Genomic DNA, 25,142 nt, shown 5'->3' on the forward strand with positions numbered 1-25,142 from the left:
CCATTATCCTTTTAATGAACCTATCATAATGCCTTTAACGAAATATTTCTGTACAAATGGATAGATTAAAACAATCGGGCCGATGGAAATAATTACCGTAGCTGCCCGCACATTACTTAACAACAAATCTGAATTGGACGAGCCACCTCCACCCATTTGGCTATTCGCTTGTGTAAGATCCATCGCTACAAGCATATCTCTTACGACGGTTTGTAAAACATCTAATGAATCGTCTTGTATATAAATCAAAGCATGGAACCACTCATTCCAATGATAAACCGCTGCCCAAAGTGCTACAGTGGCGATAACAGGTTTCGATATTGGAATAATGATTTTAGTTAAGATTTGGAAATAATTAGCACCATCAACAATCGCTGATTCTTCAAGCCCTTTATCAATCGTCATAAAATAGTTTCGCATGATGATGATAAAGAAGACATTGACCGCTGAAGGCAAGATTAATGCAAAACGGCTATCAATTAAACCAAGGTTTTTAATTAGCAAAAATTCAGGAATCATACCTCCTGAGAAGAACATCGCAATCAAGAAAAAGATTGTAAAAAAGTTTCGATATGGTAAATCTTTTTTTGAAAGCGGATATGCAGCTAATACTGTAAATGAAACAATTAATACCGTCCCTACCACTGTTCTAATAATTGTATTGAAATAAGCGACCATAATATTTTGGTATGAAAATACAAATGTATAAGCATCTGGTATCCATTTATCCGGCCATAAATTAATTCCGAGACTAGAAGCAGATTCGGCATCTGAGAAGGATAAAACAACTGTCTGCCAAAATGGGTACAACACGATAATTGAAAATAAGGTAAATCCTGTCACATTTAGAATATCAAATAAAGATATTTTACGTTTTTTTACCGCCATCTTTATATCCTCCTTCCTACCAAATTCCGTGTTCGCTCTTTCTTCGAATGATCGCATTCGCGGTGAGGATAAGTGCTATACCAATAACGTTTTTAAATAATCCTACTGCTGTTGCATAATCAAATTGGAATTGCTCTAATCCACTTCGATACACATATGTGTCGATAATGTCGGCAACCTCATATACTAGTGGGTTGTACAAGTTAAGAATTTGATCGAAACCGGCATTTAATACTGCCCCTAGTCGAAGAATAAACATAATGATAACCATTGGCATAATCGATGGAAGAGTAACATGAATCATTTTACGAAATCTTCCTGCTCCATCTATTTCCGCTGCTTCATATAATTGAGGATCTATGGACGTAATCGTAGCCAAATAAATAATCGCTCCCCAGCCCAACTCTTTCCACATATCAGTAAGAATTAATATCGGGATAAAAGAACCTTTATCAGACATAAAGTTAATGGCCTCTCCACCAAAGAATGTAATAACATAGTTGATAATTCCTCTTTGCGGAGAAAACACTTCAATCACCATCGCTGACAAAATAACCCAAGACATAAAATGTGGCAAGTACGAGATCGATTGACTCACCTTTTTAAACTTTTCACTTTTGATTTCATTTAATAAGATTGCAAAAATAATCGGTGCTGGGAAAACAATTAATAACTTTAATAGACTAATAACGACTGTATTTTTCAAAGCCCTAATAAATAAGAAATCGGAAAACAATCTTTTAAAATGTTCAAAGTTATTCCATGGACTATCCCAAATACCTAAGCCAGGAGAAAAGTTTTTAAATGCGATCAAAATTCCATACATTGGAATGTAATGAAAGATAAATAACATGACCATCGGAATAGCCATCATAAAATAAAGCATCTTCATCTTCTTCATTCTAACCCAATTAATATTTTCTTTACGCTTGGGCTTTGATTCTACCGCCCTTTCCCTTTCTATTGCTGTTTGCATGATATTTCCCCCTCTCTCTATTCTTTTATTGAAAGCGTTTACTATTTTCAGAATAATATAAAATTAAAACAGATAGTTCTACTATATTTAGAAAAAATATCACTATTTTAAGCATTAGTAAAAATAGTGTAAAGAATATTTCATTCTATCTGCAAAATGAAGCTATCGGATTTATATTTATAAATCCGATAGACTAAGTATTATTTGTTATACAAACAATGCCCCATTCGAAGTCTGACTCCCATTCACAGTACTATATCTAGATAATTTAAAACACAAATCAAACTAAGATAGGATTGTGAAGAGAGCTGACTCCATGACTTTTGGGACACCCTTTACATAAAAAATTATTTAACAATTGGAATAACGATTGAAACTTGTGTACCTTCTCCGAACTTACTTTCTATGTTAAGACCATATATACTTCCAAAATGAAGCTTGATCCTTCCATTAACATTGTAAATACCTGATTTATTTAATACCGCTGCGAAAAGATATGCTTTCACCTTTGAAAGATCCTCTTCTCTTATACCAATGGCATTATCTTTTACACGAATATGCACCGTATCTTCAATACGTTTACAGGAAATATGAATTGTTACCATATTCTTTGTTTTTCTAGCTCCATGGTGAATCGCATTTTCAATAACTGGTTGGATAATCAACTTAACCGTTTTAAAATTTAATACATCATCATCAACATCCCAAATACATTCAAAATTATCAAAACGATATGACATAATTTTAATATAAGTCTTAGTATAGGCCAGCTCATCCCTGATTGCGATCATTACCTGTTCTTTATTCGTAATGAATCGAAACAGCCTACTTAATGAAACAATCATATCTACCGATTTATCCGTTTCATTTGACTCAACGAGATAAATCAAATTGTCCAAAGTATTATATAGAAAGTGTGGGTTAATCTGCGACTGTAAAGCATTGATTTGAATCTCCCGCTTCTCATATTTTAGCTGGATGCGCTCTTTATTCGCCTCTAGCGATTCATGTATTAACTCTTCCATTCTCTGAATCATCGTATTGAAGTTTCTAGTTAGTGTATCCACCTCATCAATTCCTGAGAATTGTTCAGCAATCTCATGATGAGAACCTTTTAAATCGAAAGTATTGAATAATTCATTTAACTGACCGAACGGCCTCAATATTCGTTTAGAAATCCAGTAGGAAAAAACGAGTAACAACAGGAATATGATGAATAACAAATAAAGATTGCTGATAAACAATTGATTGACCTGCTTTTGTATATCAGAATAATTATATTTAGAGATAAATTTCCATCCTTGTTCTGTTATTTTTGTACTATAGATATGGTCATTTAAACTTTGAATATGGTCATTTTCTAATAAATCTTCTGTCACTTCCAAAACGCCGCCAATTTTCATTGGATTTTGATGGGAGATAATTCTATTATTCTTATCTACTAACAGCAAATCCAGGCCTGGTTTTCGCCAATTTGAATAAAAGTTTGATAGTTGATTACTATCAATATCTACCGTAACGTATCCAATCACCTCTGAATAATTATCGGGTGAAAATATCGGCATCCCCATTATAATTGTACTATTATTGAAATGGTTTCTTTCCAACGTATAACTTATTTTTCGACCAGAATGTAATAAAAGTTGATAAAATTCATCATTTAATTGATTCGGATGACTATAGCTATTCGTGTACAAAAATTCACCATTTTGATTATAAATCCATATATTCTGTTTCATTAATTCGGAATATTTCTTTTTATCCAGCAACTCAGACCCTATCTCATCCTTTTTTTCCTCTTGTACTTTATACTGTAGTGGATTATCTAAGGCGATCCTCGCCATAATTAGCTCTCTCTGATTGATTTCATTACTCATAATCCTTGCCATTTTTTCATGTACTGTGTGATAACTTTCCTGCAAATCCTCCAAAACGATTTTAGAAGTTTGCCAATAAAAGATCACCATAAATACAATGAGAGGCAACAAAATGGTCATTAAAAAATAAAAAAAGAATCGTTCTCGTAAGCTCATTTTAATGTGTCTTTTATCATTTTTTTGCAAAAGACTGCTATAATTTTTACTTTCTTCATGCTCTTTTAAAGATGTTAATAATTTATATAAAGGCTGAAGCACTTTTCTACCAACTATTCTTGAAAAAATATAAGCAATTAATACAGTAAAAAGAAAAATCAGAGCAATCACTTTCAACGTTGTTTGCATTTGCTTCGAATAATAGCCTATTTGTTCCGCATAAATGAGTTGAAACTTATAAAAAGGTATACTTGAATAATGAAGTTCCACATCTTCTTTCTTTGATAGCAATCCTTTTTTACGCTGTTCCAATCTATCGATCTCATGAGGAATATTTCCATCTACTTGATTTCCTTTAAAAAGCATCGTTCCTTTTCTGTCATATAATGCAATTTGATCTGCATAAAAGATATGATCATCTAAATTATTCATATTCATTATAATTAGGATGACCCCTTTAAAATGGCCGTCCGCTGATACACTATTAGCTCCAAAATACATTTGGTTATTCAAGTCTTTTGAAGTAACATCCTCTTGCCAGTTCTTATCACCTAACAAAGGATGCTCGATCATCTTATTTGTTTCACCAATGGAAACAAAATGATAATTACTCTCCACTTCACTTTTTAATTTCATTCCATTAAACTTGTAATCCACGTATTTACTGTCTGAACTGAATTGGGATTCTGGTGTAATAATCAGAATACTATCAATGAGCTTGTTATTCTGTTTGATTGCATACAAGTATTCCTCAAGACTCTTCATCTGGTAGTACTTATCGGAAGGACTGAGTTCCGAACCTGTCAATTCATCTATATATCGAATTACAATCTCATTTGCCTTTAAGTTGTTAATCGTTTCATACATATTATTAAACTTGAGTTGTATTTCATTAGAAATTTGGTCTATCCTTAATTGGGTAGTGGCTTCTTTTTTTTCTTCAATAAAGTCTTTTATTTTCACATAATAAATAGAACTTAATAGCAAAAGAAAAATGAATACCACAATCAACGAAAACATCAGTAAATAGTTTCGAAAAGGGTATTTCCCTTCTATTCCTGTTTTTTTCCTCATGCTATACCTCCACGAGCGTTACCGTTTTTGCTGTCTTCTAAACACGACTGGCGTGACGCCTTTTTCATTTTTAAATACTTTGATAAAATACGAATGGCTATGGAAGCCGACCATATCAGATATCATCTTCACTTTATTATCCGTCTCTCTTAGCAACTGTGTGGCTTTTTCAATCCTAACCTCATTCACATAGTCGACGAAATTTTGCCCTGTCTCTTTTTTAAAAATAGCACTGAAATATGCTTGATGAAGGAATAGGATATTCGACATTTCAATTAATGAGATCTTCTCATGATAATTTGACTTCACATATTCCTTGGCAATCAGCACGTAGCGATTAACATTCTGCTCATCACTTTTCGTTAAATCATAAGACATAGTTTCCAGCATTTGTTTCAGCCATCTTTTCAATTCCTTTAGTGAATCAATCTCATAGATTTTTCCAAGTACTTGTTGATTATCTATTGATGGGAGTGCGAGCCCCTTTTCTTTAAGCCTGAAGATAAGCATAATGACGAGCTCGGAACAGGAACCACGTATTTCTGAAATTTTCTGGCCTTTTGATCGCTCCAACGCCTCGAAGAAACGGTGGATATCGTTTGAAATTTCAGTTATTTCTCCAATTAAAACAGACTCCATCAGTTTTCCCTCAATGCGGTTCACATGCTCCACTATATTATCTTGAATTATCTTATTATTTGCGAATCCTTCGTTGGCAGACAAATCCTCACGAAAGATGACCGTCTCATGTTCACTAAAATATTTATAGCTACTAGCATGGACAGCTTCATGATAAGAACGGCTAATTTCTTGGATTGATTGGGCCAAATTGCCAACCCCCACAACAATATGGGACTTTTCTTTGAATATTTCTCCAAGATTTTGTTGCAAAGAGTCTGCAAACAATAGAATTTTTGGCTTTAAATCTTTTCTTAAAACAGGCTTCTGTTCAGAGATTAATAAAATGAGACTATTCCCGTAAAACAATACAGGGACACGATAGCGCTTCCAAAAATCAATTGCAAGTTCTTTAATCTTTTGCCTAATTGAGAAGGTTGAGGTTTCTTTAAACACCCTTTCAAATGAAAAGATGACGACCCTAATGTATGGATTTTGCGCACTCCATTCTTGAGTATACTTCTGTAAGTTTGCACCTTTAATCAAATCCAATAGCATTAATTCCTGCGTATTCCACTTCTCATTTGATGCACTTACTTTTTTCAATTCTGCATCTTCATTTAATTCGCCCATCAGTTTATTAAAAACATCATAAAAATCCTCCTTATTCAATGGTTTCAACATATATCCCTTCACACCATATTGAATGGCATCCTGGGCATATTTAAAGTCATCATAAGCACTGAGGATGATGACCTTTATATCTGGGTATGATATTTTTATTTCTTTAGCGAGCTCCAACCCTGTCATTTCAGGCATAAGCACGTCAGTCAACACTACATCGGGATGTTCCTGTTCAATGAGTACTAGAGCTTCACGGCCATTTTCTGCCGCCCCAACTACTTCAAACCCAACATCAGACCATGGAAAATAACGGGTTAATCTTTCTCTAATGCTTTTTTCATCATCGACTACTACTACTTTATACAAAAACATTCAACTCCTTTTAGAAGTGTGCCTATTAATATCACTAGATTGGTTTATTAGCTCAAGTATATTGATTATTGATGAACCATCACGAATTTCTGCCCTATTCTTTCGAAAAACAACGTCCGCTACTTTGTCCATTTAAGGATTACCATATTGGTACCTTGCTCTTATTGTATAAGAAAATGTTTAAGTATGGGGGAAAAGTTATTGAAAAAGAGCTAAATGTGGAGAACGGGGACTCTTGGCTGTTATTTTTGCTTCTGAGTATAGATTTGTAATCAGTTTGATCAAATTGATATTAATAATCTTAATAAACGATCAATAAGAAAAAGCATGTTTTGAAAAAAAATTGATCAAAACACGCTCTTACTATATTCAATTGAATCATTATTTAAAAAGGCACAATTCCTTATACAAGAATTGTGCCCTTTTGTGGAAGTTCATCGCATCCTATTTCAGCTAGATAGTTATATAAGAATGGTCATTTATTATGCTGATGGAATTACAACTGCGTTACATGCCTTTTCGTAAAACTCTATTGGCCCGGCTTCACCAATAATGGCATACTCATAACCAATATCCTTCATATCTTTTAAACAATGATGTAGTAATGAGTAACCAATCCCGTTAATCCTATTAGACATCGATACTCCCATAGGACCAAAATAACACTTTTTATTTTTATATACATCAAAAGCAGCAAAACCGACTATTTCTCCTTCAGTGTCTGTAGCTATATATATCGAAGGTTCACTTAATAAAAAACCATCTTTTATTGTTTGTGACCATTCGTATGAAAAATTATGTTCTACAAACTTAACAAGCCTATTTAAATCGGTATTCTTCACTTTACGAACAATCTGTGAATTTATATTTGGGAAGCTGTAATTGCCAAGATGTGTAATCATATCTCGAGAGGTAGTACCGAGAGTTAAAATTATCTTCTTGTTTTCATCTGTTAAAAAACGATCAATCACATTAGTTTTTATTAATGCTTTAAGGATATGACCTTCATTCAGATAGACTTGGTTGTATTTTTCCATATAACTAATGGCTACTTCAAAAACCTTTTTAACTTCTTCAGTTACGGGCACATTAAAAAGGAAACTGCTAGTCAATTTTTGATCTATAGAATCATCCCTTTCCTCAATCTGAACCCTTAAGGAATATACGTCTAACGTGCTTTTTAAATATATTTCCCCAATCACACCTGCTTTTTCCTTTAAACAGGCTATAAGTAAATGTACCGGCTTTAGCACTTTACTTTTAGCAATTTCAACCTCGTTTTCCGCATTCCTTATTATTCTTAACATTCTATTAGTGAATTTAAAATTACCCAGTTTTACCTCTCCCTTTTAAGTGATTTCACTATTTTACTTCCAGGAGTAAATTTAAATCCTTATTAAAAAAAGTGCCTGATAATTCCTGCTCTAGAATTGCCCCGATTGTTGAAGATAACTAAAGCTTCTATACTGAGCCAACTATGCTAAAAATCTAGTAAGCTTCATAACAGAATGGTAAGCCAGAGACAAAAAAAGGCCACAAAGCTTTCTAAAAAGGCTTTGCGGGCTTTTTTGTTTCTTGTTTTGTATAGGTAAAAATCAATGCGATCTCTTTGGAATCTACTGCTTTCGCATGGAACTATTCTTCCCTTTTATGCCTCTTCCCAAAGACGTCGCAAATTATCCATGCTGATTTTTGACCCTTTCTTACATTCTTCCAGCCCTTCAAATTCTACTGAAACATACCCATCATAACCTGATTGTTTAATAATCTTCACAATTTCTCGCATATCAATATCTCCATGACCAACTATTGCGCCTCGTAAATAGTTACCTGCAGTAGTTGGAAACCATCCTTCCCCAGGGTTATTATAGGATGGTCGTAGGTAGAAATCTTTGATATGAATCATGGACGCCAATGAAATATTCTTTTTTACAGCCGAAACCGAATCCTCGTCTACACACATAAAATTTCCAATGTCCAGTGTGGTTTTAAAATTTGTTCTGTCAACATGGTTAATAACTGTTCGAACTCGATCACTCGCCTGGATGAAATATCCGTGATTTTCTACACTTGTCGTTATTCCAAACGTTGCGGCATAATCTGCAACCTGCCTACATGCGTAAACTATACTTGGCAAATCTTCTTCAAACTGTTCTATAGAAGTTTCATTTACTGGCCGTGATGCCACATCATGGCGCATTAGTTTTACACCAAGAAGATTAGCAATATCTACTTGTTTCTTAACTCGCTCAATTTCGTTCTCATATTCTTCGTTAGTTGATGTAATGAAATTGGCACTGATTGCATAGTTAGAAATTTCAATCCCTGCGTTTTCTGCCCGTTGACGAATTGCATGAATCAAATCAGGGTCATCATCCAAGCTAAAGCCCATCGGAACCATTTCAATATGTTCCCCGCCTTGATCTGCTATCCACTGAATCGCTTCCAAAATATTAATCTCTTTCGACTGCAACGCCGAAAATAAACTATAAGAGCTTAAACCGAGTTTCATGCCTACTCACCCCAGTAATTAGTTTCGGTATATGAATAAAAACACGTGAGATTATAACCCACAAACGGTCTTTTATATTCTAGTAAGAGTGACAGCTTGTTTTAATTTATTCGATTCATAAGCGGCCTGAACGACTTCCAATGTACGAAGCCCATCTTCTCCTGTAATGGATGGACACCGCTTACTTTTCACACAATCAATGAAATCATTTACAAGTCCAAGATCCATGTCATCGCCCCAACCAATATGCTGAACTTTTTTCTGCTGATCATTATATAAGACGAGATGCTGTTTAAAAGCATCGAGCGAAATCGTTCCTTTTGTTCCGACTATCTCCATCTTCACATCCCCCCATGTCGGGAATGTACGCGGTCGAGACCAACTAGGATCAATCGTTACAATCGTACCTGATTCTAGCTCCAATGTAACAATCCCACAATCTTCAACAGCGATATCATAAAATCTTGTATCTAGTTCGGCATACACTTGTTTCACTTCATCATTTTGTATCCATCGGATCAGATCCATCACATGAACAATATGATCAACAGCTGCTCCTCCACCTGATCGTTCTTTTTCGATAAACCACCCTCCAGGCATTTGCCCGTGATTCGTTGCCTGGATCGCTACAATTTCTCCTAGTGCTCCCGATTGAATCACTTCTCTTACTTTTTGTACAGCTGGGACAAACCGAACCGGAAAGGCTACTTGCAGGATAACTCCTTCTTCCTCACAGACACGAATCATTTCCTTTGCATCATCTACTTCTGTTGCAATTGGTTTTTCACATAAAATATGCTTTTTCATCTTCGCTGCTTCTATTACATGTTCTTTATGGTTAACGTTTTCCGAGCAAATAACTACCGAGTCAATATCTGTTTCGAGAAAGCTAGTCAGATTAGAATAATACTCACAACGAAAACGTTCTGCCATTCTACTTCCTCTTTCTATATCCTCATCCCAAATAGCGGTTAGCTCGACATCTGAATGTTCAGTTAAATGATCGGCATAACTCACAGCATGCATATGGGCAAAACTAATGATCCCTATCTTCATTTCAAGACACCTCCCTTTTTGAGTTCTACGGGTTGTCCTGATTTTGCTGAAAACCTTACACATTCCGCTATAGTAATTGCTTTAATTGCATCATTTGTTGTAATAATAGGAGTAATTCCATTTTCTATGCAGTCAACAAAATGTTGAAGTTGCTTTTCAAGAGGTGTTTGCCTAACAACATAGCTAGGAACTGCAACCCTTTCCTGTCCCACTTTTTCCTCATCAAACAGTTCTAACACAATTGGTTCTTGATCACGGCTTTGATACGCAATCATCCCCTTGCTTCCGGCTAATTCGAAGGAACTTACAAATTTTTTTGAGCCCCATGATACCTCTAGATGGGCTATTACTCCCGATTCAAACCTTAGTGTAATAAGTGCATATTCAAGATTCTCTCGTTTGATCTGTTTCGCCATTACGCGCTCAACCTCGCCGAATGTCCAACGGAGCCAATCAATATCATGAATACCCAAATCTAATACAATGCCGCCGCTTTTGGATTCATCGTTATACCACACATCATGGCCTTTTGGATATGGGCCACATCTTGATAATCTCATGATACCGGGTTGTCCAATTGCACCACTTAACACTTGCTTTCTCGCTTCAATGTATTCAGGAGAAAATCGTAATACATGCCCAACACAAAGAGGAACATTATATTGCTCACATATATCGACAATTCTTTTCGCCACTTTAGAATTTACTGCTAATGGTTTTTCACAAATAACCGCTTTCCCTGCTTGTGCTGCAATCTGAACCACTTCTTCATGAAGATGCGTCGGAACACAGACGTCAACAATATCAATTGGTATTTGCCGAAGCGCTTCTTGTAAATCATCGAAGCCTCTAACATTATACTGTGCTGCAAGATGGGTTGTGTTCTGTTTGGTTCGACCAACGACCGCAACCACTTCGCATCCATTCACATTTACCCATTCTTCCAAATGCATAGTTCCCATTGTACCTGTACCAACAACAGCCACTCTACTCATCTTTTTCACACCTCATTTTTCATTTACTTGGCATTAACAAACGGCAGAAGCTGACATAAATTCCGATAAATGAATCGCCTGACCTGTTTCACTCGATGTATTCGCAGCTAGTGTGACAGCTAACGTTTTCACTGCTTCTTCATAAGGAGCTAACACTAATTCCTTTTTGTTAAAACGAACAGCATCAATAAATGCACGATCTTGTTCTCCGTAAAAGTCCAATTTAGATTTATAAGAAATGGTTGTGTCTTTATCAATGATGTGTAAAGTTGTATTATCGAGCACTACTCTAAAATCTCGCCCTAAAATTTCTAATCCGGAATAATGATCTGCCTGTGTAAAAGAAGAAACAAGATTTCCAATCGCACCTGATGCAAACGTTAAATTTACCGATGTCACATCTGGTATATCGATATCTGGAATATCCCCCATCACTTGCAATGCCATATTTGCATAGACAGTGTTCACATCCCCTGCTAAATAACGGATTAAATCAAGCGTGTGCGTTGATTGTTCCACTAATTGCCCACCCGACTTATCCATTACGCGATACCAAGGCGTTTGCACAAATGATGTAATATAATGACCACGTACCATTGCTATTTGCTTATCTTGTAAGTACTCTTTCGCTTTTGAAATCGTATCCAAATAACGTAAGCAATAACCCGATGCGCATATAATCCCAGCTTCCTTAATTGCTTTTGCTTTCGCTATGACATTTTCCATCTCAAGTCCCAGTGGTTTTTCAACCATTAAATGAATCCCACGTGCAGCTGCTTTTTCTTCGATATTCCCGTGCGCAAAAGGCGGAACGCAAACAAATAGTGCGTCTATTATTTCATTTTCGAGCATTTCATCTACATCGGTATAACTTTTGGCTCCATACTGTTCTCCCACTTGCTTTACTCTCTCGGTGGAAATATCACATACCGCTACAATTGTTGCATGTTCATTTTGGTTGATATGTTCTAAGTGCACCGCAGCAATGCCACCGACTCCGATAAAACCAACTTTTACGTTTTCCAAATTATTTCCTCCCCCTATACTCTTTGTATCGTTGGATCGATTGCTAAAATTACATCCATGACGCACACTATCGTTTTAAAGTACATAGCGAAATATGGTAAGTCTAACTCAGCTTAATTCACAAGATTTTCACCAATTGCATGTGTACCCAGTTTTCAAAGTATCCGAAATGAAGTCTATTCCGGATTTCAGAATATATGCACCCCATAGTCGAAAGTCGACTCGTCAATGTAACGTATCATAGCATGCTAGACTATTTAAATATTGGTCCGATTATGTGCTCGCCGTGATAGTCTTGTCAGAAAGTATTACGATTTCTCCATCTTTATCAGCTGAACAAATTTCAGCTTCAATTATTTCGAGAGATCCTAATGTACTTTCAGGTGTTGCAACTGAGATTAGGGTATTATTGAGAATAGAATGGACGAAATAACTAATTTCTCGATAATATCCTCTGTCTGATGAAAGCTCTGCGATAAAACCTGATGCATGATTTGGATTTACTTTGACTTGGTCGTTCTCAAATACGATATTTCCTCGTTCAAAATTAACACGGTAAGTCATGGAGAAGCCATAATCACCTTGTAAAGTCCAGTCCGCCTGAGCATTCAACACTTTGTTATCTTCATATATATAGTTGGTTGAAACAATATCATAGCCACTACCCGGAACGACGGTGCGTCCTAGTGAAGATACTTTTTCTGGTTTACCAAATAGCCAATGGATCATATCAGTATCATGAATATGCATATCCAGCATACTGCCACCACTTTTTTCTTTTTCTCTATACCAGCCATTTGGGGTCGCGCCACCTCTGAAAAAATACCCGCTGGTTACTTTTCCGTAGCGTTCATCCTCAACACAATTTTTCAAGTATTCGTACGCTGGCCAAAAACGCAGACATTGACCGATCATTAGATTTTTTCCAGTTCTCTTTGCAGTTTCTACCATACGGGTTCCTTCAACAGAGTTTAACGCCATTGGTTTTTCACAAAATACATGATAACCGCGTTCTAATAGATCACACGAAACATCTGCATGTAAATAGGTAGGCAATGCAATGTCTATAATGTCTAACTGTTCATTTTTTAACATATCTTCCATATCTGAATATAACCGGAATGACGATAAGTCGTAGGACGATTGGTCAGTTGAAATATTTCCTACCACTTTTTCATTTTTTAATTCCTCTATACGAATATCGCAGATCGCTGTCAATTCTATTGGAACCCCTTCTGCTGCCAAACGGAGATAATTTTCAAAATGCATATGCCCCATAAAACCGAAACCAATTAACCCTACTTTTAACATACTATCTTCTCCTTTCTTTTTCTTACTTCACAGAACCTCTTAAAATAGCATCCATTGATCTAGAAGTATTATAGATAATTTGTGTGGAATGGTGTGTATACGCTGGAATCATTTCTGCTGTAACATAGTTGCTATAACCAATATCACGAAGTGCATCAATGACTGCCGGATAATTTACATCTCCCGCAAGTAGATCTACGAAACCTGCAAGCCCGCCCACTTCACGACGGTAATCTTTTAAGTGTACTTTTTTAATCCGTTCCCCTAAGATTTGGATCCAATGTTCTGGATACCCTGAATACACGACGTTACCAACATCGAAATAAGATCCAACATATTCCGACCCAACAGTATCAATAAAACTTCTCATTTCTAGTGGCGACAGTAAGAATTTATTCCATACATTCTCGATACCTATGTTGACTCCTGATGCCTTAGCATCATTAGACAATTCTTGCATCGCTTCAAGTGCAAACTCGTAAGCCTTTTCGTAATTGACAACTTTGTCATTTGATTGAAGATCTGCATTGACACCCCCTGGGATTACCAGAATAGTATCGACTTCAAATGCCGCTGCAAGTTCTAACTGCCTTTTACAAATATCGATTGCCTTCTGGCGCATTTTGGCATCTCCACTTGTCATAGAATAGGACCAATACAATCCCGTCGCAAACCCACAAATTTCAAGCCCAATATCATCCATCAAAGCACGGATTTCTCTAATTTTTTCATCACTAGTTTGCAGTCCCAATTCACCTGTTTCAGTTAATGCCAATTCAATCCCATCAAAGCCTGCATCTTTAGCAATGCGGCTACATTCAGAGATTGACATGCCCTCTGGAAAAGACCAAATATTAATACCTTTTTTCATTTTAAATGCCTCCCTAATAATCGTTTCATTTCATAAATAAATACATATTCAGCAATCTCACTTTTTCCAATATAACTGATATTCCTAATGCATGTTTACGCTTACATCCGATCGATCAACTAAAGACTTGGATGAAGTTAGACCATAGTACTACTTTTGCACAATACCTACTATATTGATATTAAAGTTTGAGTGTGCTATTAATTAACTAACTACAATTAGTATAACAACCTTTTATAGAAAAAATTTAGAGGAAGGAGAGTCATTTTTGTACAATCCCGACTTAATTTTTCCCAGACGACAGTATGCTTCTTTCAGTGAATGGTCGCCAAGCATTCACTATGCCCAATTTCAAAAGCTGCCTCCTGGCCAATTACCAGAAAGACGTATCTACGATTTCGAATTACTGTATGTCCAACAAGGTGAAGCTTCAACAATACTCAATGGCCAACGCTATACCCTGTCTGCTGGACAATTGATTTTCATACCTGCAGGCGTTTATCATCAAAATGAGGTAATTTCATCTCCAAATGCACAATTTCTTGGGATTCACTTTGACTTTTTTGGTGATTTGGATATTCAGACTGAAACAGATATCGTTGTTAATGAGTCAGCTGTACAGTTGGACAAGTTCGGGATTGAAGCCATTGCGGAATCATTTGCTCCACTTTCGACTAATCCGTTATACACACCCTCATTATCATGTGTTCAATTGATGAAACAACTTGTGCATGAATTTACGATGCGTCCTCTCGGTTACACCTTGATTTGCAAAGCACTTTTGCTAAATATTCTTGGTCTTTTGTTACGTACGCAAACAGAATATAATCCATCTCATTTTCCATTGCACGGCGATCGAATCCTTGAATTAATGGCGTTAATTGAAGAAAGTCCCTCCGAACCATGGACCAATCAAATGCTTGCAAAACTATTAAATATGAATGATGACCATATGAGTAAAATATTCAAAAAGATTGCGGGCATGCCGCCTGGCGAATATGTGCAGATGATTCGTCTCCGTAAAGCAAGGCTACTGTTACGTGAAACCAACCTTTCAATAGAAGAAGTCGGGAGAGAAATTGGTTATGCCGACATTCATTACTTTAGTCGTCTCTTCCGTAAATATGAAGGAATTTCTCCAAGCAAATATCGCAATCTATCACGCATTTTATAGATCCATGTGATGCAATAGGAGAACTTTACGTTCGACTTTCATTTTTCCGGATATTCACAAAACAATTACGAGCCAGAAATCGAATTTGTGCGCCAGATTTGCATATTTTCGCGCGGAAATCTACACTTTTCGAGCGAGATTTGAGATTTACGCGCAGTTTAATATTTTCCATTTCCTTCGCCAAGCCTCTAATTATCATAAAAAACAAGCGATGCCCTTCAGCTCACTTGGGCCAAAGGGCATTGCTTGATCTTAGATGTCGTATAAGTATGTAAACTGGTAGCTCAGATCAGCACTATAAGTGATTCATCTTCTACTCCTGTTACAGGCTACTTCCCTGTATTGAAACAGGAAAACTCTAAAATCTTCGGTGTTTTGATTGATTCAGATACAACTAATTTTAAAGCATTTGTACGAATCGATCCTAATTCATCAATTTTTTTATGCCCGATTGCTGATCCATTAGCCACGTTATGCCAGGTGCCACTTTGCCAAGCTTGAATTTCATATTTTCCTATTCGTTCACCAAATTGGATATCTTCCTTCAGGATTACATGATCGATATCCAGTTCAGATGGTAATTCCAAAATCAGTTCAGTTCCTTCTCCAGTACAAACGGCAAGCGGATTTGAAAATCTATTTTTTATTTCATTACCGAATTCTAGTACTCTATCTTCATCAAGTTTAGGTATTAATCCCCTATTATCAGGTGCAATATTTAATAATAAATTCGTCCCATGCCCAACTGAATGGTAGTAGATATCAAGTAATCCATCGATGGAGAGAAGGCTATCTTCATCATTAGGATGCCAAAACCAATGATTTTTCCTGATCGGAACGTCACACTCAGCTGGAAGCCATTCAGGTGTTCCAGGTAGCCAATTTACTTCTTCATTTGTAAACATACTTATTCTCGCTTTTCCCTTTGAATTCCAACATGGATAAGGTGCCACACCGTCTTCATTCCCTACCCATCGAATAGTCGGCTGTCCCATGTTAAATATCATCGCATCAGGTTGATTTTTTTTTACAACTCCTGTAATTCGTGCCCAATCATACTCTCTTTCTTCAGAGCCAGCACCATCGAACCAGACCTCAACAATAGATCCATATCCTGTCAAAAGTTCAGTTAATTGACTGCAATAAAAATCATCATATGCCTGCTTGTCCTGGTAACAAGGTTCATGGCGATCCCATGGTGACAAATAGATCCCAAAAAGGATCCCTTCTTCCTGACAAGCTTCTGCACATTCTCGGACAATATCACCTTGACCATTTTTCCACGGACTATTCTTAACTGAATAGTCCGTTGTTTCTGTTGGCCAAAGGCAAAATCCATCATGATGCTTAGCGGTAAGAATAAAGTATTTAAATCCTGCCTTTTTGGCAAGTTTTACCCATTGTCTTGCATCCAGTTCTGCCGGATTAAATAGGCTTGGTGAATCCGTGCCCTCTCCCCATTCTTGATTGCAAAAGGTATTAATCCCGTAGTGGACAAACATTCCTAACTCAAGATTTTGCCATGCAATTTGCTGTTCTGTCGGTACTGCAATCTTTGTTTCAACCATCTATTAAAACCACCTAACGGTTAAAATTTCATATCTAAATTGAAACTTTTTTTTTAATCAATCAAAATATAGTTTTAATCACTTAAAATATAAGCTCACTTAATTTCTCTTACAGATAATTTCCAAATCAAAATGTATTGTTCGGTTTATCCTTCAATAATTTCTTTTTTTATAAAAGTTCAACTACATTGAAATGCAGTGCCACTTTCCGAAAGGATTATCCTAAAACGGGCGTATCAACAAATGTTACACCTTGTTTATGGTTGTGTAATTCTAATAAAATAATCTCATTTTCTCCTTCATGTAAGAATGGTGCTGGTACATAAAGTGTTTGTTGCGGACCAACCTCCCAGTATCGACCAAGATTGTGACCATTCACAAACACGACTCCTTTTGTCCAGTTCGACACATCTATGAACGTATCGGCCACCTCATTAACTGTCAGGATACCTCGATGAAAATAGGGATGATTTTCTTCCGTTTCACAATTGGAAAACTGCAAATGATTGATTTCATTTAACGGGATTGGGTAAACCGTCCAATCAAATAAAAATTGGTTCCCCATTCTTACCCCTTCTGTTATCCCTTTAAAATCGACAAGGAATGGACCATAATTAATGCGTCCCATATTCTCGACAATAATTTGCAACGTTGTCTCTTCCTCAGTAATATCAACATCTATCCGAGATTCGCCACTAATTCGGTCGACTAACCCAACATACTTGCCATTCAAATAGACTTGCCCACGATCATGGACATTTTGAACGGTCATGGATTGTTTGCCATAAGCTCCTTTAATAACTGTTTCATAAACGATAAATCCATAGTCCTGGCCATAATACTCCATCGATAAAGGAGCTTGGCTATGCTGTGGAGCAGAAAGATGATTCAATGAATCTAACAATGCAACACGCTCCGTAAATTGGACTTCACTGTATTGTTTCTTCGCTATGATTGGCGGTAATTTCATCTCTGGCAAATCAACATATTTTTCAAAAACCTTCCGTACAGCAAAGAATTTTTCTGTAACATCTCCTGATTCCGTCAATACCCCATCATAATCATAGCTAGTTATGGTAGGCTGATAGATGGCCTCGTTATGGTTTGCACCATTATAAAAACCAAAATTCGTCCCACCATGTGCCATATAGAAATTAACAGATCCATTTTGTTGCAATATCTCCTCTAACTCCTCCACAACATTGTCCGAGGATCTTGTGTGGTGCTCCTCCCCCCAATGATCAAACCAGCCATGCCAAAATTCCATACACATTAATGGAGCTTTCGGCTGATAAAGCGTTAATTGTTCAAATGCCGACTTCGCTCGCGATCCAAAATTCACGGTTTCAAGCACATCTTCAATCATTCCACCATTTAACATACTGTGGTCAGGACCATCAGACGTGAAGATCAGTTCATCACCTATTCTTTTCTTGATATCGTCACGCATATATTTTAAGTATTTTTGATCATTCCCGAAGCTCCCATATTCATTTTCTACTTGTATAGCAATAATGGGTCCGCCATTTGAACGTAATAATGGCTGCAAGCGCTTAAATAGGACATTGAAATACGCCTCTACTTTTTCTAAATATGGCTCATTGTAACAACGTAATTTGATGTTCGGAACTGTCATGAGCCAATATGGAAATCCACCAAATTCCCACTCTGCACATATATAAGGTCCAGGTCTAACAATGACATGAAGGCCGACCTTCTCAGCCGTTTTAATAAAACGTTCAATGTCTGCAATGCCCTCAAAAACAAATTTCCCTTCTTCTGGTTCATGTATATTCCATGCAACATAGGTTTCTACTGTATTAAATCCACATTCTCTCAGTTTGATAAGTCGATCTTCCCAGTATTCAGGTACTGTTCTAAAATAATGCATCGCACCACTTAATAATAAAGTTTCTTTACCATCCATTAAAAATGATTTTTCATTAAACGTTAACATTGACAATTTCTCCTTCTTCTAAAGTTGTATATGCCTATCTTTAAACTTTTACCGTCTCTTTTAATGCCTGTTGAAAGAGACTCTGACACTTTTGGTTTTTAACCATCTCAAGAGAGATCACCCGTCTACTGCTTCTATCATTTCTAAGTCAGAAGCACTGTATTTCTTCACTCTTTCATCTGTATCAAGTACCTCTTCTAATGAAAATTCAACACGCTTGAAAAGATGTTGGTAGTCTTGAATATGCTCTTCTTTCAGCTCCTCATAAGATATACTCATAGCTTTTGATAGATTGACTTCATTTAGGATAAAAGATTCATATAACATTCTCCCATTCTTAAAGAGGATGTTTAAAAAGTCTGGTAAACAAGCTTGCGATTGCATCAAAGCTCTATCTCTCTGGTCCTCACGTATTACGGCATGCGGAAAGGATCACTCGCAGAACTTCTCGGCTCTTTTTATCCTCCTTATTGAACACGCACTTAAACATTTTATTTTCATCCTAGTTTCATAGTAAATGAATACTGATATGACCGATTCGAAAATATTGTGAATTCAGGGTGCGTCTTTGCATTCCAGGAATCATCTCCACCAACACCCATTTGCTTATGGTTGATCCGTAAATACGTTTTTGTTCGTTCAGGCAATTGGTACGGATGACCTGCTTCTTGTAGCTCTGTTGCCGAATAGCCACCTGCGTTTACCTCTAGTAATGAATCACTTGTTACTTGAAGATTGATTCCTAGATTATTATTAATTTCAAAAGAGCGAATGCCAGTTTTATTCCCATTTTCTTGTGGTTTTATATATGGTACAAATTCGTTCGTTACTGTGGAAACGTAACGCCCTATCTTTGCACCCTTCTCACGGTCCCAATGATTTTCATGTGGGCCCTTCCCGTACCATGCAATATTTTCAAATGATTTAACTAATGGAACGAGCATCCCAATTTCCGGAATTTCTGGCAGAGCCTTATTTGGAATCAGTTCAAAATGAACTCGAATTTCACCATCTCCAGTGATTTCATAATCAATATTACATAATGAAATTGGAGATGTTTGTAATTCAAAAACTGTCTTTACGCTTACGATTTTGTCTGTGTTTTTCACCACATCTAACTGCTGTAATATAGCCTTTTCACCTGCATGTTCCCATATAGCAGCACGCTGATCTAATTTATTGCCTCGATCATTATCGGTAAGCGCTCTCCAAAAATTCGGTACAATTGAATCCGCTAATACATCGATTCCATCTTTCTTTAACGAAGTAATCAACCCTGTTGATTTACTTATGACAAGATCAAATGCTTCACCTTTCAATTGTAATTCTTCATTCGTTTCCTCAATTGTTTGGAACGACTGACTCGGTTCTAATTGTTTTAAGCTTCTATCTGATAGGACAAATTGATCAAATGCAATTTCATAGCCTTTTTCAGCCCATAGTTGATCCTTTGTTAAATGGAAACTTACAGTTATGATATATTCACCGCCGTCTTTCACGAATTTCGTGATTACATCATTTAAGTCAATGACCTTTGAAGTTAATGCTTCACAAGAAAAGCTTACTTGATCACTTCCAATCTCTTCCCCATCTCTAAGCATCGTCCATCTTAATTCATATTCATTGATATTTGTGAAAAGATGTTTATTCACAATAGTACATATGCCATTTTCAAAATGAACATCAATTGGTTGATAGCATTTCTTCACCTCAAATATCTTCGGTGTTAATGAGCCATCAGCAAACACGAGACCGTTTCCTGAGAAATTACCGTCATGTGGTGATTCGCCAAAATCGCCACCATACGCTAAATATAAGTCTCCTGTTTCAGCAGTCGTTTGAATGGCTTGATCTTTAAAGTCCCAAATAAAACCGCCTTGTAAAATCGGATATTTATTAAATAAATCCGTATACTGATACAAATTCCCTACAGAATTCCCCATTGCATGTGCATATTCACAAACGATATAAGGCTTTGCAGGAACATCGCTCTTCTCTGCATTCAGCGCATACTCTTCCAATTTCAATGGATGTTCATACATCATACTTTCAATTTCTGAAGCCTCACTCGACGGACGATAATGCGCTACACCTTCGTAGTGAATAAGGCGAGTTGGATCTTCCTTTTTCATATGTTCTTTCATTTTAATAAAATTACTTCCACCAAATGACTCATTGCCAAGCGACCAAATAATGATAGAAGAGTGATTCTTATCGCGATGTAGCATGGAATGACATCGATCAATAACATTTGCCGTCCACTCTTCTTTATCCCCAGGGATCGCATCATTAATTTCTGTTTGTCCATAGCTCCATGAACCGTGCGTCTCTAAATTTGTCTCATCAATAACATATAATCCGTATTGATCACATAATTCATAAAAGCATGGGTGGTTCGGATAATGTGACGTTCTAACCGCATTAATATTATGCCTTTTCATTGTGATAACATCTTGAAGCATATCTTCTTTCGTAATAGATCGGCCTCTAAGATGTGAAAACTCGTGACGATTTACTCCATTGAACAGCACTCTCTTCCCATTTATCAACATAAGGCTGTCTTTAATTTCAATTTTCCGAAAACCGACTTTACAGCTCTGTGCTTCCAATATCGTCCCGTCCATACTCTTTACAACAATAACAAATGAGTATAGTGTTGGTTGTTCAGCACTCCAAAGGGAAGGAGAGATTATTTTTTTCTCAAATCGTAGCTCCGCTTCCTCCGTTCCTTGTAAATAATTTTCTACGACTATCTCGTTACAAATTATTTGACCATCTTGATCATACAAATATGCTTCAATTGTTACAGGCTCTTGGGATGAGCAAGCATAATTAGATACCTTCATGTTGACTAGAAGGTCTGCATTCTCATATTGTTCATCCAATTCTGTTCGTACAAAATAATCAGAAACGTGAACGACAGGTGTCGTATATAGATAAACATCTCTAAAGATTCCACTTAAACGCCAAAAATCCTGATCCTCCAACCAGCTTGCATCACTCCAACGATAAACCTCAACCGCTAGCTTATTAGATCCTTCTACTAAATAAGGAGAGATATCAAACTCACTCGGTGTAAAGCTATCTTCACCATACCCTACCAAATCTCCATTGATCCATACGTAAAAAGCAGATTCTACTCCTGCAAAGTGGATATATACAGGTTGATTTTCCCACTCTTTCGGGATATCAAAGTATGTACTATATTGACCAACTGGGTTATATTTTGTTGGAGCAAAGGGCGCTTTTATCTTCTCTTGTTCTTCCCAAGGATAACGAACATTCGTATATTGCGGATAATCATACCCTTGAAATTGCCAATGAGATGGTACTTGAATCTGTTTCATTTGACTTTCATTAAAACCGACTTGATAAAAATCTTGGCTTTTACTTTCAGGATTCTTTGAAAAGGAAAATTTCCATTCACCATTCAATAGTTTACAATTTGGTGATGCCATGCGATCTACAGACAGCGCATCTTCCATCGTCAGAAATGGCATACTTGTAGCATGAGCAGGCAATCGATTTAGTTGAAAAATTTCCGGATTATTATTCCACTCTGGATAGCCATTACTTGGGGGTGTATATGCAAACCTCTCTTTACTCTTACATCTGGTTGTATTCAATTCAGATTCCCTCACTATCATATATATTTTTTCATTATTTGTTCTCGTGTATCTCGTTCAAAATACAAAGTTTCCAACACTACTTCTATCTCAAGTGTTTCAAAGGAATGATGATCAATAACAGATCCTATATTTTAATTTGGAACATCAAATTTGTTTAACGAGTCATCATAAGATAAACGCGAATCCGCTATAAGCTCCTGACCATTTGTAATGAGCAGATCTTGTCCCTTCATAGTATTCATCCTAATATATGAAGGAAATTGTTGTTCATCGGTATTTCCTTCTATTACAACACCCTTACATGTGTCAAATTCATAAAATACATCATGAACTCTGGTGTACTCTGTTTGAATGCCACTAGATAAAGAGAAGTCATTTCCACTTTCTATACCCATTGTCAACTCGCTTGGGGGTGTCTTACTATTCGGTTATTTTTGATGATTAAATTTTCAACATTTTCTGCTGAAACAACACATTCATGATGCATGAAAAAGATATTGTCCCCAATCGTAATGTTTTTATGGATTGGAACAGATGATCCTTTCTCTTCAAGTGGAATTGGATGAATATACATGGCAGGCTTACGATAATTAAATCCTTCACCTAGAAATTATTGAAAGATTCTGTAATTATGAACCACACTTCTTTTTGATGAATGTTTGCTCACCTTTACTATAAAACACGCAACATATGCAATAACAAGAATCTATGAAAAATAATCTCCTAGGAATGCTTGCTCGTCTCAATCATCAAGAAGATCGCCGAATTCTTTCACCCCGTCCAGCCGTTCAGTATTTGCCATGACAACCAATAGAAGGGGTTCTCCTTTTGTAACGATTGAGGATAGATAAGGGACCTTTGAAACATCAATTCCGGTTATCGTTTCCGGGTCTTTAACCGAAGGATATTTTCTTACTTTCCAATCATCAAACACATGAAAATTACTCAAATCATATAAGTTACCATCTTCATTAAATTGTTGAAAGACTTCTTTATCTACAAGAAGAACATCCACTTCTTTCGCTGCTATTTCAGCCGCTAGCTTTTGGAGTTTTAATACTGCTTCTGAATTATTCGGGATATCGCTCGTATTTATTGCCTGAACGGATAGCTTCTTTTTATTATGATCCAGTAATCCTTTTTCTAGCTCATTTCGTAATTCTTTTGCTTGGTCATCGATAATATTATCTTTAACAATATGAATTGATAACAATTCCTTTTGTTGATTTGCAAAGGTATTGAAGCCCATCGCAAGAAAGCAAAGGACAACAATTACACCAATTACATGAAATGAATAATATTCAATCAAATACTCTATTTTTTCTTTCATCGATAAAGGCCGCAATTGTTCTTTTAACTTTTTCAATAAACCCTCTCCTTTTTTTCTTGATTATATCATGCATACAATTAACATTATAAAGCGCTTTCTTACAAAAATACACAACCATTAAGAATTCTCTTAGAAATTCATTCAAACTTCACAATCTATTATCCGCAATCACTATAGCGTCAAATTAATTCCTTTCATCTTTTCGTAGTCAAATCCTACTGTTTCCTATTAATCTTCTGTTCTTATTTCATTGTATGTAAACCTATCATTTGTTACAATATTATTAATTGTCAGTTATTTCCGTCTGAATGAGGTGATGAAAATTTTTAGTATAGACGGTCGTTTATATCGAGTAGGTATGTGGTTATATAACTTCATGTATTTAAACATCTTATTTATTCTAAGTTGTATCCCTATTATTACGATTTTCCCAGCACTCGCTGCACTTTTTGGGGTAGTACGACAGTGGAGACAACGTAAAGAGGTAGCCGTTTTTTCTCAATTCAAGACAATGTTTATTGAAAATTGGAAGCAAAGTTATTTTGTTGGCATTCTTTTTACGTTTATCAGTTTAGTATTAGTGGTTGATTTCCTATTTGTTAATCAAATGGCTTCACCATACAAAATAATCATTTATGTTGCTACTGTATTTGTTAGCTTTTTGTTTGTTTTATCGTTCTTAAGCATTTACCCACTTATGGTCAACATGATTACAACATTCAAAGGGTTATGTATTTCTAGCCTCCGAGTTGGTCTATACAAAATTCACTTAACGATCTTTTGTATGATTATTCTTGGTGCATGGACGATTCTATCATTGCGCTTCTCATTTTTGATTTTCTTTTTCTTTTTTAGCGTTTCTGCATATCTTATTTACTGGATCGCTGATCTTAAATTTGCAAAGTTAATTCCGCAAGAGGGTTCTGAAAGCTAGGTCAACTACCCACCACTTAGATTCTAACGAATCTTGAAGTGGGGGCTTTTAAAAAGCCTTTGGTTGTCTAGCCTAAGTTTTACGGAAACTACGTTGGGTTGGCGATCACACCCTCGGATGATTCCCTAGTCCGTTGCTCTGTGTAGGCTCTGTAATAGTTCTGAATGGGGAGGAACGGTCAACCTAGTTTGGCG

19 protein-coding genes are annotated in these 25,142 nt (G+C 36.3%); 2 read left to right on the forward strand and 17 right to left on the reverse strand.

What is annotated here, in order from left to right; translation table 11 throughout:
• Nucleotides 1-3 precede the first annotated feature (3 nt).
• From ACIQZI_RS16630 to ACIQZI_RS16680, 11 genes are all read right to left on the reverse strand, one after another.
• Complete coding sequence (locus ACIQZI_RS16630) at nt 4-888, reverse strand: carbohydrate ABC transporter permease (RefSeq protein ID WP_403074883.1); 885 nt, start codon at nt 886-888, stop codon at nt 4-6.
• A gap of 16 nt (nt 889-904) precedes the next feature.
• On the reverse strand, nt 905-1,864 hold the full coding sequence (locus ACIQZI_RS16635) for an ABC transporter permease (RefSeq protein WP_403074887.1): 960 nt from the start codon (nt 1,862-1,864) through the stop codon (nt 905-907).
• A 347-nt stretch (nt 1,865-2,211) separates the two neighbouring features.
• A complete protein-coding gene (locus ACIQZI_RS16640; protein WP_403074890.1) occupies nt 2,212-4,971 on the reverse strand; it encodes a sensor histidine kinase in 2,760 nt (919 codons plus the stop codon).
• Nucleotides 4,972-4,989: 18 nt separating this feature from the next.
• Nucleotides 4,990-6,579, reverse strand: a complete 1,590-nt coding sequence (locus ACIQZI_RS16645) for a response regulator (RefSeq protein ID WP_403074892.1) — start codon at nt 6,577-6,579, stop codon at nt 4,990-4,992.
• Between the two features lie 488 nt (nt 6,580-7,067).
• Entirely contained in the window at nt 7,068-7,919 is an 852-nt protein-coding gene (locus ACIQZI_RS16650; RefSeq protein ID WP_483878423.1) for a GNAT family N-acetyltransferase, read from the reverse strand.
• 314 nt (nt 7,920-8,233) lie between these two features.
• Complete coding sequence (locus tag ACIQZI_RS16655) at nt 8,234-9,097, reverse strand: sugar phosphate isomerase/epimerase family protein (RefSeq protein ID WP_403074897.1); 864 nt, start codon at nt 9,095-9,097, stop codon at nt 8,234-8,236.
• 72 nt (nt 9,098-9,169) lie between these two features.
• Nucleotides 9,170-10,153, reverse strand: a complete 984-nt coding sequence (locus ACIQZI_RS16660) for a Gfo/Idh/MocA family protein (RefSeq protein WP_403074900.1) — start codon at nt 10,151-10,153, stop codon at nt 9,170-9,172.
• Nucleotides 10,150-11,148, reverse strand: a complete 999-nt coding sequence (locus ACIQZI_RS16665; protein ID WP_062184689.1) for a Gfo/Idh/MocA family protein — start codon at nt 11,146-11,148, stop codon at nt 10,150-10,152. The genes ACIQZI_RS16660 and ACIQZI_RS16665 overlap by 4 nt, the downstream gene beginning before the upstream one ends.
• A gap of 33 nt (nt 11,149-11,181) precedes the next feature.
• The gene (locus ACIQZI_RS16670) at nt 11,182-12,174 is read right to left on the reverse strand and encodes a Gfo/Idh/MocA family protein (protein ID WP_062184692.1); all 993 of its coding nucleotides are present in this window, start codon (nt 12,172-12,174) and stop codon (nt 11,182-11,184) included.
• 273 nt (nt 12,175-12,447) lie between these two features.
• Entirely contained in the window at nt 12,448-13,485 is a 1,038-nt protein-coding gene (locus tag ACIQZI_RS16675; RefSeq protein WP_403074904.1) for a Gfo/Idh/MocA family protein, read from the reverse strand.
• Nucleotides 13,486-13,507: 22 nt separating this feature from the next.
• Nucleotides 13,508-14,356, reverse strand: a complete 849-nt coding sequence (locus ACIQZI_RS16680) for a sugar phosphate isomerase/epimerase family protein (RefSeq protein WP_062184698.1) — start codon at nt 14,354-14,356, stop codon at nt 13,508-13,510.
• Between the two features lie 268 nt (nt 14,357-14,624).
• On the opposite strand from ACIQZI_RS16680, the gene ACIQZI_RS16685 reads away from it, so the two are divergent.
• On the forward strand, nt 14,625-15,530 hold the full coding sequence (locus ACIQZI_RS16685) for a helix-turn-helix transcriptional regulator (protein ID WP_403074907.1): 906 nt from the start codon (nt 14,625-14,627) through the stop codon (nt 15,528-15,530).
• Between the two features lie 329 nt (nt 15,531-15,859).
• Here ACIQZI_RS16685 and ACIQZI_RS16690 read toward each other — a convergent pair whose 3' ends face one another.
• The 6 genes from ACIQZI_RS16690 to ACIQZI_RS16715 form a co-directional block, all read right to left on the reverse strand.
• A complete protein-coding gene (locus ACIQZI_RS16690) occupies nt 15,860-17,098 on the reverse strand; it encodes an alpha-L-fucosidase (protein ID WP_403074910.1) in 1,239 nt (412 codons plus the stop codon).
• A 217-nt stretch (nt 17,099-17,315) separates the two neighbouring features.
• On the reverse strand, nt 17,316-19,055 hold the full coding sequence (locus tag ACIQZI_RS16695) for a glycoside hydrolase family 35 protein (RefSeq protein ID WP_403074913.1): 1,740 nt from the start codon (nt 19,053-19,055) through the stop codon (nt 17,316-17,318).
• 117 nt (nt 19,056-19,172) lie between these two features.
• Nucleotides 19,173-19,382: a glycosyl hydrolase family 95 catalytic domain-containing protein gene (locus ACIQZI_RS16700; RefSeq protein ID WP_403074917.1), complete on the reverse strand. Its 210-nt coding sequence runs from the start codon at nt 19,380-19,382 to the stop codon at nt 19,173-19,175.
• Between the two features lie 170 nt (nt 19,383-19,552).
• Nucleotides 19,553-22,681, reverse strand: coding sequence for a beta-galactosidase, LacZ type (gene lacZ, locus ACIQZI_RS16705; protein ID WP_403074920.1), 3,129 nt, complete (start codon nt 22,679-22,681; stop codon nt 19,553-19,555).
• A 134-nt stretch (nt 22,682-22,815) separates the two neighbouring features.
• Nucleotides 22,816-23,079 (reverse strand): hypothetical protein, encoded by a 264-nt coding sequence (locus tag ACIQZI_RS16710; protein ID WP_403074923.1) that lies wholly within the window; start codon nt 23,077-23,079, stop codon nt 22,816-22,818.
• A 347-nt stretch (nt 23,080-23,426) separates the two neighbouring features.
• Nucleotides 23,427-24,050 (reverse strand): hypothetical protein, encoded by a 624-nt coding sequence (locus ACIQZI_RS16715; protein ID WP_403074926.1) that lies wholly within the window; start codon nt 24,048-24,050, stop codon nt 23,427-23,429.
• Between the two features lie 280 nt (nt 24,051-24,330).
• Between ACIQZI_RS16715 and ACIQZI_RS16720 the strand changes: the two genes are divergently transcribed.
• Nucleotides 24,331-24,948, forward strand: coding sequence for a YesL family protein (locus tag ACIQZI_RS16720; protein WP_403074929.1), 618 nt, complete (start codon nt 24,331-24,333; stop codon nt 24,946-24,948).
• The last annotated feature ends 194 nt before the right edge of the window (nt 24,949-25,142 follow it).

It is taken from the genome of Peribacillus sp. NPDC096379 (genome assembly GCF_044762875.1).
GTDB lineage: Bacteria > Bacillota > Bacilli > Bacillales > DSM-1321 > Peribacillus.

Bases quoted from the DNA above. Each gene is read 5' to 3' on its own strand.
- ACIQZI_RS16630 (WP_403074883.1), bottom strand. From the start codon at position 888: ATGGCGGTAAAAAAACGTAAAATATCTTTATTTGATATTCTAAATGTG.
- ACIQZI_RS16635 (WP_403074887.1), bottom strand. From the start codon at position 1,864: ATGCAAACAGCAATAGAAAGGGAAAGGGCGGTAGAATCAAAGCCCAAG.
- ACIQZI_RS16640 (WP_403074890.1), bottom strand. From the start codon at position 4,971: ATGAGGAAAAAAACAGGAATAGAAGGGAAATACCCTTTTCGAAACTAT.
- ACIQZI_RS16655 (WP_403074897.1), bottom strand. From the start codon at position 9,097: ATGAAACTCGGTTTAAGCTCTTATAGTTTATTTTCGGCGTTGCAGTCG.
- ACIQZI_RS16660 (WP_403074900.1), bottom strand. From the start codon at position 10,153: ATGAAGATAGGGATCATTAGTTTTGCCCATATGCATGCTGTGAGTTAT.
- ACIQZI_RS16665 (WP_062184689.1), bottom strand. From the start codon at position 11,148: ATGAGTAGAGTGGCTGTTGTTGGTACAGGTACAATGGGAACTATGCAT.
- ACIQZI_RS16675 (WP_403074904.1), bottom strand. From the start codon at position 13,485: ATGTTAAAAGTAGGGTTAATTGGTTTCGGTTTTATGGGGCATATGCAT.
- ACIQZI_RS16680 (WP_062184698.1), bottom strand. From the start codon at position 14,356: ATGAAAAAAGGTATTAATATTTGGTCTTTTCCAGAGGGCATGTCAATC.
- ACIQZI_RS16690 (WP_403074910.1), bottom strand. From the start codon at position 17,098: ATGGTTGAAACAAAGATTGCAGTACCGACAGAACAGCAAATTGCATGG.
- ACIQZI_RS16695 (WP_403074913.1), bottom strand. From the start codon at position 19,055: ATGTTAACGTTTAATGAAAAATCATTTTTAATGGATGGTAAAGAAACT.
- ACIQZI_RS16700 (WP_403074917.1), bottom strand. From the start codon at position 19,382: ATGTTATATGAATCTTTTATCCTAAATGAAGTCAATCTATCAAAAGCT.
- ACIQZI_RS16710 (WP_403074923.1), bottom strand. From the start codon at position 23,079: ATGGGTATAGAAAGTGGAAATGACTTCTCTTTATCTAGTGGCATTCAA.
- ACIQZI_RS16720 (WP_403074929.1), top strand. From the start codon at position 24,331: ATGAAAATTTTTAGTATAGACGGTCGTTTATATCGAGTAGGTATGTGG.